Below are 13,191 nucleotides of genomic sequence, written 5' to 3'. Positions count from 1 at the left end.
CATGACCAAGGCGCTCGAGGGCGTTCGCATTCTCGATTTCACCCACGTTCAGTCCGGACCGACCTGCACCCAGCTGCTGGCCTGGTTCGGCGCCGACGTGATCAAGGTCGAGCGGCCGGGCGTGGGTGATATCACCCGCGGCCAGCTGCAGGACATTCCGAACGTGGACAGCCTCTATTTCACGATGCTGAACCACAACAAGCGGTCGATCACGCTCGACACCAAGAACCCCAAGGGCAAGGAGGTTCTGACCGAGCTGATCAAGAAGTGCGACGTGCTGGTCGAGAATTTCGGCCCCGGCGTGCTCGATCGCATGGGCTTCCCCTGGGAGAAGATCCAGGCGATCAACCCGAAGATGATCGTCGCCTCGATCAAGGGCTTCGGTCCCGGACCGTACGAGGACTGCAAGGTCTACGAGAACGTCGCCCAGTGCACCGGCGGCGCCGCCTCGACCACCGGCTTCCGTGACGGCCTGCCGCTGGTCACCGGCGCCCAGATCGGCGATTCCGGCACCGGCCTGCACCTCGCGCTCGGCATCGTGACCGCACTCTATCAGCGCACCCACTCCGGCAAGGGCCAGCGCGTCACGGCTGCGATGCAGGACGGCGTGCTCAACCTCTGCCGCGTCAAACTGCGCGACCAGCAGCGTCTCGAGCGCGGCCCGATGAAGGAATACAGCCAGTTCGGCGAAGGCATCCCGTTCGGCGATGCCGTGCCGCGCGCCGGCAACGATTCCGGTGGTGGCCAGCCGGGCCGCATCCTGAAGTGCAAGGGCTGGGAGACCGACCCGAACGCCTACATCTACTTCATCACCCAGGCCCCGGTCTGGGAGAAGATCTGCGACGTGATCGGCGAGCCGACCTGGAAAACCGATCCGAACTACGCCAAGCCGCCGGCCCGCCTGCCGCGTCTGAACGAGATCTTCGGCCGCATCGAGCAGTGGACCATGACCAAGACCAAGTTCGAGGCCATGGACATCCTGAACGAGTTCGACATCCCCTGCGGCCCGATCCTGTCGATGAAGGAGATCGCCGAGGACGAGTCGCTGCGCAAGACCGGCACCCTGGTCGAGGTCGACCATCCGACCCGCGGCAAGTACCTCTCCGTCGGCAACCCGATCAAGCTGTCGGACAGCCCGGCCAACGTCACCCGCTCGCCTTTGCTCGGCGAGCACACCGACGAGATCCTGCGCCAGGTGCTGGGCTTCAGCGACCACCAGGTCGCCGAGATCCACGACTCCGGCGCACTCGATCCGCCGCGCAAGGAAGCTGCTGAGTAAGCGGCGACCCGACGCCAAAAAAAGGTAGATGCGGTGCATATGCCACCGCATCTGCCCTCCATCAATACCAAGCCGCCGGCATCGTCCGGCGGCTTTTTGATTCTGGTGATGCTCCAATTCGGAGGATCCATCTCTCCGGGTCCACGCCGACGAATGCGTTGGTCGTGTTGCGTCAGTTGATCGCCACCGTCAAGAATGTCTGGACCAAGGGACGCGTGGAGGTGACGAGGTCGTCACTGCCTCGCCTGCTCGTGACCCGCGCGCGACGTCTCGACGATTGTACGATCTTGGTGCTTGATCCTGCAGATCATGGAAAATTACGATACGCAACCAAAGGTCGATGTTCGTTGAGGAGTCTTCGCGGTGGCCCACCGGTTGCAGAAGATCTGGCGGACCATTGTCCTGCTGTCCGCCGCGCTTTCAGCGTCGGCGCCCGCAGCATGGTCCCAAGACAACGCGGATGATCGCGAGAGCTATTACCGCGCCGTCTCATACTGCCGGGCGATCTGGCCACGGAGTCCCATGGCGCTCAGCCCCGACAAGCACATCATGTGCTTCGACGCGTCGATGCTTCCAGGCCTCGACGTCTCGCTGACCAAGTCGCTCGAGTCAGGCGGGCTGTTCGTCGTCCGCAGCGCTGGCGGCAGGGAAGACAAGGCCCTCGAACTCGCCGATCTCATTCGCGAGCGGCATGCGACGGTCGTCGTTTACGATTATTGCATCTCGGCCTGCGCTGAATTCATCATCACCGCTCCCGACCACACTTTCGTGCTCAAGCACTCCCTCGTGCTCTGGCACAATCCCAGAAGCAGCGACCCCGCCGATCCGTATTGTGCATTCCTCAAGACCCCGAGCGGAGGTGGTCCGAGAATGCTGCGGCGTGGGCCATGTCGAGAGGGCAGCGATCCCGTGGAGCACTCATCATCGCGCTTGACCCGGTTTCTCATGGAGAGGGCGATCGACCCATCGTCCGTGGCGCCGCCGGACAGCCTCTATGTGAGAAAACGAGTGACCAGCCTCTACGGACAAACGGGGGTGGACAGCGACATCCTCTGGACGCTCAACCCGCGATATTTTCCGCGCCTCTACAAGGCAAGCATCGCCTTTGAAGACTATCCTCAGAGTCAGGAAGAGGTCGATGCTATCGCTGCCCGATTGGGCATCAAAACCAAGATCATCTATGATCCGTGAGGAACCCGGGTCGCCCAACTCTTTCGATGGTGGACGAGCTACCTGCCGAAGATTCCGCCCACCACACGGTGCATCGCGCCGCCGATCGCGCCGATGGGACCTCCCACGCTCCGCTGATTTCGCCCACGTCCCGTGCTGCGACGGGCTTGGCGGTCGGATTTGGCAGCCTCCGCGGCCGCGTCCATCAGCGCCTTGTGCTGGGCGGCATTGAGGAAGCCGGTCGTGGGATAGCCGCGCTCCTCCTGCCAACGCGCGATGACGGCGCGAGACGATTCATCGAACGTCCCATTGATCTTGGTGGCGAACCCAAGCCTGGTCAGCCCCCGTTGCACGGCACGACGCTTTGCCTTGGTGAGGCCGATCTGGTTCTCGGTCTGCTGATTTGATTCCCCCGCCGCGACCGCAGTCTCTTCGGGTGCGCTCGATCCACGAGGTGAGCTGCTCAGACCGGCGTTCGCCACGTTCGGGCTCGCAACCATCACCAGGATGAACAATGCCAGGATCACCGCGCGCATGGCCCTTCCTTCGCCCCCAAATCTGCCGAAAATTTGTTTCTACCCCGGAGAGATACAGCGCAATGAACGGAATCACCAACATCGGGCTGCGCCATCCCGCGTCATTGCAGAGTAACTGCGGTCCGTCCTGCACGGTTCCCCCGGCTGGATCCGATTGTTACATCGCATCGCACGCGGCGCATGGGTCCCGCGCAAACCTGGCCGTCTTGCCGAAAGATGGTCTGAACGCCTCTTCAGGCAACGAGATCTGCCGGCGTCGGTGAGCCTTCCTGGAAGACTGACCCGAACGACGCCAAGCAAGCCGCCCGCCCGCCCCACATGCCTCTCATCGAAACTACGCCGCCGGCATCCAGTCTTCAGAGTTCGGGACGTACCGATTGAATCGACGCACGGAGTGCGCGCACGCCGTCGTCAGGCACGCTGTCCCGCGGCTTCGAGGATCAGCCCCGTGATGTCGTCGGGATGGGAGATCAGCGAGAGATGGCTGGCCTTCACCTCGATGGTCTTGGCGCCCATCCGCTTGGCCATGAAGCGCTCCAGGTCCGGATTGATGGTGCGGTCTTCGGTCGAAACGGCATAATAGCTGGGCTTGGATCGCCAGGCCGCGTTGGTGGTCTTGCCCGAGAGCAGCGCCTTCTGGAACGGCTGCTGGACGGCGTACAGCACTTTCGCTTTTGCGTTCGGCAGGTCGCTCGCGAAATCACGCAGAAAGGCCTTTTCGCTGAGACGTCCTTCGTCGCCATCGAAGACGATACCCGCCGTCGCCGGCGGCGTCGGATAGGTCTTGGCGAGAGCGGTGTAGTCCTCGCCTGCGTCCGGCGCACGTGCAGCCACATAGACCAGCGCGGAGACGTTCGGATGCACACCAGCCTCAGTGACGATCATCCCGGAGAAGGAATGCCCCACCAGCACCGTCGGGCCATCCTGCCGCGCCAGCACACGCTGAGCCGAAGCCACCGCCTCGGGCAGTGTCGTCAGCGGATTTTGGACCGCCGTGGCATTGAGCCCTGCCCCTTGCAATCGCGCGATCACCTCCGACCAGCACGAGCCATCGGCGAACAGTCCGTGCACGAGCACGACGTTCTTCGCCTTCACCGGAGTTGACGTTGCGGCCATGCCAGGTGTGGAGATCAGCGAAGCCGCAGCACCGGCCAGGAGAGCGGCGGAAAACGTGCGTCTGTCCATCATGATATCTCGTCCTTCAGGGTTGGATGGGATGTCCGGTTCATGACGTAAGCGCGCACGCGCTCCGCGCCTAGCCCTTCACGGCCGGTCCCGGCGGCACCGGCAGAATGATTTCGGCAGCGATCTTCCAGTCGTTCCCGACGCGAAGCCAATTGATGATCATCAAGAACGGCCTGGCTGTTCCATCCTGTCCCGCGTATGACACCGTGATGTTCATCGGCACGTAGGACTCCGCGACGTCGCGCGTCAGGCCGACGACCTTGAGCTTGGAATAATCTGGCGCGAGCACGACCGGACCAGAGCTGCCGATATCATGCAGCTTTTGATCAACGGCCTCGTTGCCCCAAAAGCCGGCCCAGTTGCCCTCGGACTGGATCGCGCTCTTCGCCACCAACAGGGTCGAAGGCGATTGCCAGAACATGTCATGCAGAGCCTGGAAATCGTGGTCGTTGGCCAATTCCATCAGCCTGTGGAACTTCGATTCGATCGCGCTCAGGGTTGCAGCATCCAGCGGCTCTTTCCCGGCGGCGGGAGCAGCCGCGACAGCCCCGGTGGAAAGCGCCAAAGCAGTGAGATTAGCAACAAGCATCTTGTACATGGAGCAACCTTCCTACAAATTCCTGGCTCGCGTCATGACAACGCCCGCCGCGCCGCGATTGAAACGAGTGACCCGCGCCCTTCGGACGAAGATTTTATCAAGACGTTTCAGCCTGCACATTCGCTTAGCAAGGCTGTGACTTTCGTATCGAGATTTCGAGCGACGGCGAGTGCTTCCGAGCTGCCATAAGGCAGCAGATAACTTTCCATCTTGTCATAGGAGACGTGCACGCCATCGGGACGCTCATCAATGAGTACGGTGACTGGAGCGTAGGATCCAGCATCGGGCACGTGCTTGACCATGTCCTTCATGATGAGCGGATTGCCGACCACAAAGCGCACGATCCTGGGCGTCTCGGATCCGGTCTCGCGACGCAGAATGTCGCCCAGGTCGAATTCCGCGAACAGCATGAGGTCCGTGCGGCCAAGGCCGCCCTGGACGACGCGCTCCAAATCCGGCAAGGATCGTGTCGCCCTCGTCTCTCGGAAAAACGAGACCATATCCGGTTGCCCGACCGCAGACTTGAACGCGGCCACAACGGCGTCGAACGGTTTTGAGCTCGTGAGGCTGAAGCGTTCGATGTCGACCTTTGCGGTTGCCATCCTGTCCTCCGTAACAACTCTCATGGTGAAGCCCCCGATCGCATCCGATCGCACCGAGGATCATGCTGCCGCCGGTGACGCTTCCAGGAAGGTTCGGACGTGGCTGACGAACGTCTCGTGGTGCTGAAACAGGGCGCCGTGCCCTGAATCGGGATAGAGCACGAGCTGAGCGTGAGGGAGGTCCTTGAACATGGCGTAGGCGTTGTTGGCGGGCAGCATGGTGTCGTGGCTGCCGCTGATCACGAGAGCGGGCTGGCGGATGGCGCGCAGAATAGCGTGCTCGGGATCGGGTGTGGCGCACCAGGTGATCAGCGCCTTGGCCTGCGGATCGGTGACCGCACTGCCGTTATCGGTGTCGCGGTCGTCCTGACGCATCTTCGTCCGCCTCAGGAATGCCAGGCCGGATGATTGGCTGGAGGACGACTTCGTGAAGAACAGCGGCAGGCGCGGGTCAGGCGCGTCGTTTTGGGAAAACGCTTCCTGCAGAACTGCCAACAAATGCTGCTCTCCGCCCTTCGGCGCGGTGCCGACCAGGATGAGCTTGCGGACCAGCTGTCCGTGTTCGGCGGCGATCTGCTGGGCGACGCAGCCACCAAGGGAAAAGCCCAGCAGGTCGACTTCGGAAAGGCCGAGCAGGTGGATGAAGTCGACCGCGTCTCGTGCCATCCCCTCGACATTGTCGGGCGTTTGACCGGTCGAGCGGCCGACCCCGGCATTGTCGAAGGCGATCACCGGGCGATCGGCGGCAAGGGCGTTGACGACGGCGGGATCCCACGCATCGATGTTGCCCGAGAAGTGCTGCAGCAGAACCAGCGGCGTTCCGTTCGATGGGCCGAGGCGGCGATAGGCGAAGCGGATTCCGTGGCCTTCGATGTAACGGGTTGGCGCCGTCTCGAGCGTGGCGTCCTGGCGCGCGATGTCGCGTACAGTCATGTCATCCTCCGGATGCTTGGCATGAGATAATCGTTTGGGGTGACCGGTGCGGCGCTCCCGGCACGAACGTGCCGGAAGCGGATCTTGTCACTTCACCAGCGCGGCCTTTTCGATCACCGCGGCGACGTCCTTTGCATGAACGACGAGCGAAGCATGGCTGCCGGCGACATCGATTGTCTGCGCCTTCATTTCGGTGGCGAAGAACTTCTGGACCTCGGGGGCGATGACCTTGTCCTTGGTGCTGATCACGTAGAACGTCGGTTTGTCGCGCCAGGCAGCCGTATCGACCGGCGCCTCGAACGCCGTGTGGTTCAACGGCAGCTGATGGTTTGCCAGGGATTCGGCGATCTGCGGCGGAAGGTCAGCCGCGACGGCCGAAGGAAAAACCTTGGGATCGATGAAGAGATTGCCTTTGTCGTCAGGGTGAATTGCGGCAGTGCCTTCGGTCGCCGGACCGCTCTTGGCGAGGGTCGCCAGAGATTGTCCCACGTCAGGCGCGAAAGCGGAGACGTAGACCAGCGCCGAGACCTTGGGATCGTTACCGGCTTGCGTGATGACCACACCGCCCCAGGAATGGCCGACCAGAACGGTCTTGCCGTTCTGCTTCGCCAGCGCCTGTTTGGTGGCTTCGACGTCGGCGGCCAGGGAGGTCAGCGGATTTTCGACCAGCGTGACGTTGTAGCCCTGCTTCGTGAGGATGTCGGCGACGGGTTTCCAACTCGTCTGGTCGACGAAGGCGCCATGGACGAGCACAATGTTATGAGCCGCCCCCTTAGGCGGCTCAGCCGATTGGGCAGAGGCGGAAAATGCCGTTCCCGCCATGATTGCGGCGGCGGTCGAGAGAAGAAGATGTCGCATTGATAGCTCCAGTTGGACGAGGGACGATGTGAGGTCCGGGGATGGCCGGACGCATGAGACCGCACGATGCGTCCGCGCGCTCGGCAGGAGCTAATCTGATGAGGTCTTGGACGGTAGAGCCCAATCGTCCAAGTATTGTGTCGGATCGTCCGCGGGATTAGCATCACCGCCATGGACATCCTTGCCGAAGTACTCGACCGCATTCGCCTCGGTGGGACTCTGCTGTTCCACTTCGAGCTCGGTCATCCCTGGAATCTGGCGTTGCCACAACGCCCGTACGCGCTGTTCCATTATCTCAGTCGCGGCTCGGCGACCCTCGCGCTCGAAGAGGGACGCGAACTCCATATGACCGCGGGCGACTTTGTGGTCGTTTCGCGCGGCGAGCCCCACGAGATTTATTCGGATCGCCGGACGAAGCCATTTTCGGTGAACGACCTCGATCGATCGTCCGCGCATCTCGGCGTCGTTCGGCACGGTGGCAGCGCGCAGCCTTACGCGACGATGATCTGCGGCAAGTTCACCGTGGCGCGGCCCTCACGCGGGAGCGTGCTCGAATTGCTTCCGCCCGTGCTTCTGCTGAAGCCGGCGGAGGACGGTGAGTGGCTCGAGGCGATTCTGCGCCGCATGGTGAGCGAATCGGCGCATCAGCGTCCCGGCCAGGGCGTAGCGCTGTCTCGACTGACGGAGGTGCTCTTCGTCGAAGTGTTGCGAAGCTGGGTCAAGTCTCTCGGCCCCGGAGAAGGCGGCTGGCTTGGGGCGATGGCGGACCCGCACATCGGACCGGCGCTCCAGTTGATCCACGAACGACCGGATCGACCCTGGACCCTTGACGATCTCGGGCAACGCGTGGGGCTGGGTCGCTCGGCGTTTTCGGCCCGCTTCACCAGGCTCGTCGGACAGTCCATGTACCGCTATCTGATCGTCCGCCGAATGGATGAGGCTGCGTCTCTCCTCGAATCAAGCGACGAGGGGATTGCGCGGATCGCGACCCGTGTCGGCTACGAGACCGTGGCCGCATTTTCGAAGGTGTTTGTTCGACATCACGGCCTATCGCCTGGCCGTTACCGGGCAGTTCGACGCTCTGACGGCGGCCGAAGGCAAGGTGACCTTCTGGAAGCAGAAGTCGCCGATTGACCTTGGCCAAGCTGAAGGTCGTAGCGCCTTGTCGCGCGGGCGGTTCAGTCCCTTGGCGCATTTCGGCCCGATCCCAACGCCTACATCTCCTTCATCACCCAGGCCCCGGCTTCGGTGATGCAGCTGAGTTGGCCCAGTCGTTGAGACACGACGGTCTACGACCCGGAGTGGTCATCCTGACGCAGTTGCGCGAGGTTGCTGAGGTGACTCGTACGATCCGAGTTTCACGACGATCTCGGAGATTTCTTCATCCAGATCGAATGGACGGAAGTTACGGTCAAAAACGATTGAATCGTTGCACGCTATCGGAGCCGACGAGCACGGGCATCTTGCTCGCACTTATGGTCTCAATCCAGATCGTTCATCTGTATTCAGCGCCCCTGAAAGAGCGCGTCATTATGGCTACGCCAGTTTTTATCCGACAGCCACACATAGTCCTGATCAGGCATGAGGGGCACAGTTTTCACGATCTCTCTGGACATCGGAAGAAAGAAGCTCGACCGATCCTGCGTCACCCTGAGCGATTTGATAGGCACGACAATGCTCTCCTTTCCCGCTGTAAAAAAGCCGCCAGAAGCGACGATCGCGTAGTCTCGGCCATCTTTGGTGGCAAAAACGATATTTCTGACCTCGCCGACGATCTTGTCGTCGGAACTGCGGACTTCCGCTCCGATCATTTCGTCCGTCCTCAAGCCGGGAGTGAGTTCATCAATCCTTGAAAGCGGTTTTGCGTCCTTTTTATCACGACTGCCCAGCGCCGCCCCGCGCCTAGCTTTCGGCTCCCGCGCTGCGTTTTGTTTGTCGGCCTCTTCCTCGTCATTGCCGCCCAACGAGCCCATTGGCGGCCCAGCGATCAATTCGCGGATGTTTGCCAGAAGACGCTCACAGTCCTCCTGACGCCCGTAGGATCGGAGCGTGAATGCGGCATCCCGCAAACTTCTCAGATCGCGCACCGACTGACTATTGGCGGGACCACGCAGCTTAGGGTTTTGCTGTATGGCTTCTTCCAGCCTGGCATCGGCAATCTCACACTCCGCCTTGGCGCCAGCGGCTCCAACGGTTGCGAGAGTGATGGTCATTGCCAGCACTCGCATTTTCATCATGGTCATTTGATCAATCCGATATCCCGTAGGATTGTTTGCGCTCAGTTCTCGGGTCTGTTGCAGACTTGGGAACCGGATCGGCGGAATGGCTCACGCTTTCGCAATGATTGAGCTGAGCGGCACATCCACCGCGTAGATGAAACCGGCGGGTTCACAGCAAAGCTGCACCTGGCAATGTAGCTGCTGACCGAGGGATTGCATCATGGGCACGACGAAGCATCGCCTGCTGGACGATGGTCGTTTTCGGCTTAGCGGCCGGCCGTCACCACGCGAGCTTCCGCGATCTGCTGGCTTGAGCTGGTGTTTTGCAGACAGGATGTGGTGAAGTGCGGCCATGTCTGCGCCAGGCAATTGACGGACGTCGATCTGACTGCCAGCCGATCTCCCTTGGCTAACGCGGCGACTTCGCTCGCTTCGAGCTTGGGTGCGAACCCAGGCAAGGCCATTGCCAGCGCTGCCAGAAGCGCGAAAGTTCCGAGGGCTGCGAATGATTTGTTCATTTTGGTTTGCTGCCCCAGGTCGTCTCGACCGCTCTACTTACGGAGATCATATGGACAACAACCAAAACAAGAAAATGTTCCGATAGCACAACCCTTGGTGACATCGACTCGGTTGCCAGCAATTGCCGATGGCACGCGTGGGCCCGCCATGCAGGAAGGACCGCGGTCGCGGACGCGGTGCCGATTTCCGAAAATGGCCCACGGCGTGACGGACCCATGCGACGGGCGGCGAAACCTCCCTCGACCGATCGAGGAACAGGCATTTATCGCGGGCCGGCCGCAAGAGACGAGGCAGGCCGGTCTCAGCCAGGCGATGAAGGAGGTGCGCCCTTCCTGGAAGTGAGCAATATTATACAGATCCGCGTGGAACGATGCCCCTCATCACCGCTTGGTTCCACGGCAGGTGCATCGATAATGACCATTTCCACAGATCGGCGACTCGTTGTCCTTGTCGTGGAGGACGAATTGCTGCTCCGAGCGAACGCCGCGGAACTGATCGCGGACGCAGGATTCGACGTTGTTGAAGCCGGCAACGCGGACGAGGCGATTGCGATACTCGAAGCGCGCCCGGATATTCATGTCGTCTTCACCGACATCCAGATGGCCGGATCGATGGATGGGCTCAAGCTCGCGCACTTTGTGCGGGGTCGCTGGCCGCCGATCAAGATCATCGCGACGTCAGGACATCATGCGTTCAAAGAAGGCGACTTACCGGAGGGAAGCATATTTCTGGCTAAGCCGTATGGCTATGACAGCATCTCATCGATACTCCGTGAGCTAGCCTCGCAGGCTTCCTAGTTTCGATTGATCTGGTTCCAGAGGTTTGAGTTGCGTCCTTGGAACATACGCCACGCTGGGAGCCCTCCAGCGGCGCCCCATTGGGTCAGTGACGACTTGATCGCCTGATCGCACAGCCTCGTCATGTCCGCCCCTGTGAAGGGCTTCGGATGCCGGCCGTATCGGTGACAGCGCGGCGCCCGGCGCCGACATCATCCGCGCGCCTGTGCTCGGCGAGATCCTGCGCCAGCCCGCAAGGAGGCGGCGGAGCAACCCGTCCCCCTCCCCCCATTACCGTCTCGACGCCGGGGCCCGTCCATTGGGCGGCTCTTTCCATATAAAAATGACGATTTCGATTGGAAATCTAAATTGTGACATTCGCGCTGCAGCGCAAAATCCTCATACCGCTATGCAATATGATCCATTGTATGTGGCATCTGGTATACGTAAATTCTCCTCAGTCAGAACGTCGTACCGCCTCACTGAAGGAGACAAATCATGGCCAAGACCGTCGCCCTCCCCCTCGTCAACTCCGTGTCCCTGTTCGGCCGCTTCCTGGCCGCCCTCGACCGCGTGCTGATGACCAGCGCCCGCGCCGCCAACCGCAACGGCGACCTGCCCTATTTCGGCCTCTGAGGCCCCAGGGCGCCGTCCGCGCCCACTGCTACAGCACGGCCCATTCAAAAGCCCCGGATCCCGGGGCTTTTTGCTTTTTCGTGACTAACCGCCAGCTGCGACAAATGCGCCCCGCGGGGATCTCAGCCGATCTCCTCAATTGCGGTCAGTCAGCTTCTCATACCAAAATCAAATCGGTCGATTTGCTCGGGCTCACGTCTGACTGCGAAACCATCGCCGAAACGCGTGACGATCGAACAATGACGGTGACCGGGATCAAGACCGCGTAAGTGGCTCGATTGGACATGACGGCCGGAAGAAGCCGTGAAGGTTCCGGAAATTCAGGGGAGGGAAGCGTCGATGAAGCGTTCTTTGCGCGTGGCCTTCGCGGCTGGCGTGGCCTTGGCCATCGGCAGCATCCCGGCTGTTGCGGCTTGGGAGCCGGTCCGGCCGGTCGAGTTCATCGTTCCGGCCGGGACCGGCGGCGGTGCCGACCAGATGGCCCGGACGATCCAGGGCATCGTCACCAAGCACAATCTGATGAAGCAGCCGCTGGTCGTCATCAACAAGTCCGGTGGCGCCGGCGGCGAAGGCTTCCTCGACGTCAAGTCTTCGGCAGGCAATCCTCACAAGATCATCATCACCCTGTCGAACCTGTTCACGACGCCGCTCGCGACGGGCATCCCCTTCAGCTGGAAGGACCTCACCCCGGTGGCCATGCTGGCGCTCGATGAGTTCGTGCTCTGGGTCAACGCCGAGAAACCCTACACCAGCGCCAAGGACTATCTCGACGCAGTGAAGCAGGCTTCAGGCACGCTCAAGATGGGCGGCACCGGCTCGAAGCAGGAAGACCAGATCATCACGGTGGCCATGGAGAAGGCGACCGGCGCGAAGTTCACCTACATCCCCTACAAGGGCGGCGGTGAAGTCGCCGTCCAGCTGGTCGGCAACCACGTCGATTCCACCGTCAACAACCCGATCGAGGCGGTTGCGCAATGGCGCGGCGGCAAGGTCCGGCCGCTATGCGTCTTCGACGACAAGCCGATGAGCTATGACGAGCAGATCACCGATGGCAAGGCCTGGAAGGACATTCCGACCTGCAAGTCGCAGGGTCTCGATATCGAATACCTGATGCTGCGCGGCATCTTCATGTCGCCGCGCGCCACCAAGGACCAGATCGACTATTACGTCGAGCTGTTCAAGAAGGTTCGGGAGACTCCCGAGTGGCAGGACTTCATGAAGACCGGCGCCTTCAACACGTCCTTCATGACCGGTGCAGACTATGCGAAATGGGTCGAGACCGAAGAGAAGCGCCACGAGCTCCTGATGAAGGAAGCCGGTTTCCTGGCGTCGAACTGAGCGCCTCGCATGAGCAATACAGGTGGATCGGCCGGCCCCAGCCACAAGGCGGTCGAGGTCGGCGTGACGCTCGCCATCGCGCTGTTCGGGATCGTCGTGATCTTCGGCAGCGTGAAGGCCGGAATCAATTGGGGCGCCGAAGGACCCCGCGCGGGGTTCTTCCCGTTCTATGTCGGCCTCTTCATCGTCGCAGCGAGCGCGATGAATTTTCGCAATACGCTGCGGGAGGATGATGGCGGCGTCTTCGCTGCGTGGAGTGAGCTTCGCCAGGTCATGAGCGTGGTGGTGCCGACGGCGATCTATGTCGGCGCCCTGCCCTTCACTGGCCTGTACCTCGCCTCGATGATCTTCATCGCCTGGTTCATGCGGTGGCTCGGCAAGTATGGCTGGCTCACGGTTGCAGCTGTCGCGATCGGGATGCCGGTGGTGACCTATCTGATCTTCGAGCGCTGGTTCATGGTCCCTCTCCCCAAGGGACCGGTCGAGGAATGGCTCGGGCTCTAACAAGACGATTCAGTCGCTCAAGGGCGCAGGACCAAGCT

The 13,191-nt window shown here is 61.5% G+C and carries 15 protein-coding genes; 7 read left to right on the top strand and 8 right to left on the bottom strand.

From position 1 onward, the window contains the following. The first annotated feature begins 1 nt into the window (after position 1). Entirely contained in the window at positions 2 to 1,279 is a 1,278-nt protein-coding gene (gene frc / locus QQL87_RS21265) for a formyl-CoA transferase (protein WP_284420603.1), read from the top strand. Positions 1,280 to 1,642: 363 nt separating this feature from the next. Continuing rightward, positions 1,643 to 2,470 carry a hypothetical protein gene (locus QQL87_RS21260; protein WP_284420604.1) on the top strand — a complete coding sequence of 276 codons (828 nt, stop codon included), beginning with the start codon at positions 1,643 to 1,645 and terminating at the stop codon, positions 2,468 to 2,470. A gap of 38 nt (positions 2,471 to 2,508) precedes the next feature. On the opposite strand, the gene QQL87_RS21255 is transcribed toward QQL87_RS21260, so the two are convergent. The 6 genes from QQL87_RS21255 to QQL87_RS21230 form a co-directional block, all read right to left on the bottom strand. After that, entirely contained in the window at positions 2,509 to 2,985 is a 477-nt protein-coding gene (locus QQL87_RS21255; protein ID WP_284420605.1) for a peptidoglycan-binding domain-containing protein, read from the bottom strand. Between the two features lie 411 nt (positions 2,986 to 3,396). After that, positions 3,397 to 4,176 carry an alpha/beta fold hydrolase gene (locus QQL87_RS21250; RefSeq protein WP_284420667.1) on the bottom strand — a complete coding sequence of 260 codons (780 nt, stop codon included), beginning with the start codon at positions 4,174 to 4,176 and terminating at the stop codon, positions 3,397 to 3,399. 64 nt (positions 4,177 to 4,240) lie between these two features. After that, positions 4,241 to 4,768 (bottom strand): hypothetical protein, encoded by a 528-nt coding sequence (locus QQL87_RS21245; protein ID WP_284420606.1) that lies wholly within the window; start codon positions 4,766 to 4,768, stop codon positions 4,241 to 4,243. Between the two features lie 107 nt (positions 4,769 to 4,875). Beyond that, entirely contained in the window at positions 4,876 to 5,370 is a 495-nt protein-coding gene (locus tag QQL87_RS21240; protein ID WP_284420607.1) for a DUF302 domain-containing protein, read from the bottom strand. A gap of 60 nt (positions 5,371 to 5,430) precedes the next feature. Then, positions 5,431 to 6,303 (bottom strand): alpha/beta fold hydrolase, encoded by an 873-nt coding sequence (locus tag QQL87_RS21235; protein WP_284420608.1) that lies wholly within the window; start codon positions 6,301 to 6,303, stop codon positions 5,431 to 5,433. Positions 6,304 to 6,390: 87 nt separating this feature from the next. Further along, on the bottom strand, positions 6,391 to 7,161 hold the full coding sequence (locus tag QQL87_RS21230; RefSeq protein ID WP_284420609.1) for an alpha/beta hydrolase: 771 nt from the start codon (positions 7,159 to 7,161) through the stop codon (positions 6,391 to 6,393). Positions 7,162 to 7,332: 171 nt separating this feature from the next. Between QQL87_RS21230 and QQL87_RS21225 the strand changes: the two genes are divergently transcribed. Further along, the gene (locus tag QQL87_RS21225) at positions 7,333 to 8,295 is read left to right on the top strand and encodes an AraC family transcriptional regulator (protein WP_284420610.1); all 963 of its coding nucleotides are present in this window, start codon (positions 7,333 to 7,335) and stop codon (positions 8,293 to 8,295) included. 371 nt (positions 8,296 to 8,666) lie between these two features. On the opposite strand, the gene QQL87_RS21220 is transcribed toward QQL87_RS21225, so the two are convergent. Continuing rightward, positions 8,667 to 9,398 (bottom strand): PRC-barrel domain-containing protein, encoded by a 732-nt coding sequence (locus tag QQL87_RS21220; RefSeq protein ID WP_502871201.1) that lies wholly within the window; start codon positions 9,396 to 9,398, stop codon positions 8,667 to 8,669. A 248-nt stretch (positions 9,399 to 9,646) separates the two neighbouring features. After that, positions 9,647 to 9,898, bottom strand: a complete 252-nt coding sequence (locus QQL87_RS21215; protein WP_284420612.1) for a hypothetical protein — start codon at positions 9,896 to 9,898, stop codon at positions 9,647 to 9,649. 414 nt (positions 9,899 to 10,312) lie between these two features. On the opposite strand from QQL87_RS21215, the gene QQL87_RS21210 reads away from it, so the two are divergent. From QQL87_RS21210 to QQL87_RS21195, 4 genes are all read left to right on the top strand, one after another. After that, positions 10,313 to 10,696: a response regulator gene (locus tag QQL87_RS21210; protein WP_284420613.1), complete on the top strand. Its 384-nt coding sequence runs from the start codon at positions 10,313 to 10,315 to the stop codon at positions 10,694 to 10,696. A 477-nt stretch (positions 10,697 to 11,173) separates the two neighbouring features. After that, positions 11,174 to 11,311: a hypothetical protein gene (locus QQL87_RS21205; protein WP_284420614.1), complete on the top strand. Its 138-nt coding sequence runs from the start codon at positions 11,174 to 11,176 to the stop codon at positions 11,309 to 11,311. Positions 11,312 to 11,650: 339 nt separating this feature from the next. Then, a complete protein-coding gene (locus QQL87_RS21200) occupies positions 11,651 to 12,649 on the top strand; it encodes a Bug family tripartite tricarboxylate transporter substrate binding protein (RefSeq protein WP_284420615.1) in 999 nt (332 codons plus the stop codon). 9 nt (positions 12,650 to 12,658) lie between these two features. Continuing rightward, positions 12,659 to 13,153 carry a tripartite tricarboxylate transporter TctB family protein gene (locus tag QQL87_RS21195; RefSeq protein ID WP_284420616.1) on the top strand — a complete coding sequence of 165 codons (495 nt, stop codon included), beginning with the start codon at positions 12,659 to 12,661 and terminating at the stop codon, positions 13,151 to 13,153. Positions 13,154 to 13,191 lie beyond the last annotated feature (38 nt).

It is taken from the genome of Bradyrhizobium sp. SSBR45G, assembly GCF_030159255.1.
Taxonomy (GTDB): Bacteria; Pseudomonadota; Alphaproteobacteria; order Rhizobiales; family Xanthobacteraceae; genus Bradyrhizobium.
This window is presented reverse-complemented; position numbering and strand designations above follow the sequence as displayed.

Excerpts from the sequence above, each read along its gene's own strand:
- frc (WP_284420603.1), top strand. The coding sequence starts at position 2 with ATGACCAAGGCGCTCGAGGGCGTTCGCATTCTCGATTTCACCCACGTT.
- QQL87_RS21255 (WP_284420605.1), bottom strand. The coding sequence starts at position 2,985 with ATGCGCGCGGTGATCCTGGCATTGTTCATCCTGGTGATGGTTGCGAGC.
- QQL87_RS21245 (WP_284420606.1), bottom strand. The coding sequence starts at position 4,768 with ATGTACAAGATGCTTGTTGCTAATCTCACTGCTTTGGCGCTTTCCACC.
- QQL87_RS21240 (WP_284420607.1), bottom strand. The coding sequence starts at position 5,370 with ATGGCAACCGCAAAGGTCGACATCGAACGCTTCAGCCTCACGAGCTCA.
- QQL87_RS21235 (WP_284420608.1), bottom strand. The coding sequence starts at position 6,303 with ATGACTGTACGCGACATCGCGCGCCAGGACGCCACGCTCGAGACGGCG.
- QQL87_RS21230 (WP_284420609.1), bottom strand. The coding sequence starts at position 7,161 with ATGCGACATCTTCTTCTCTCGACCGCCGCCGCAATCATGGCGGGAACG.
- QQL87_RS21225 (WP_284420610.1), top strand. The coding sequence starts at position 7,333 with ATGGACATCCTTGCCGAAGTACTCGACCGCATTCGCCTCGGTGGGACT.
- QQL87_RS21220 (WP_502871201.1), bottom strand. The coding sequence starts at position 9,398 with ATGATGAAAATGCGAGTGCTGGCAATGACCATCACTCTCGCAACCGTT.
- QQL87_RS21215 (WP_284420612.1), bottom strand. The coding sequence starts at position 9,898 with ATGAACAAATCATTCGCAGCCCTCGGAACTTTCGCGCTTCTGGCAGCG.
- QQL87_RS21210 (WP_284420613.1), top strand. The coding sequence starts at position 10,313 with ATGACCATTTCCACAGATCGGCGACTCGTTGTCCTTGTCGTGGAGGAC.
- QQL87_RS21205 (WP_284420614.1), top strand. The coding sequence starts at position 11,174 with ATGGCCAAGACCGTCGCCCTCCCCCTCGTCAACTCCGTGTCCCTGTTC.
- QQL87_RS21200 (WP_284420615.1), top strand. The coding sequence starts at position 11,651 with ATGAAGCGTTCTTTGCGCGTGGCCTTCGCGGCTGGCGTGGCCTTGGCC.
- QQL87_RS21195 (WP_284420616.1), top strand. The coding sequence starts at position 12,659 with ATGAGCAATACAGGTGGATCGGCCGGCCCCAGCCACAAGGCGGTCGAG.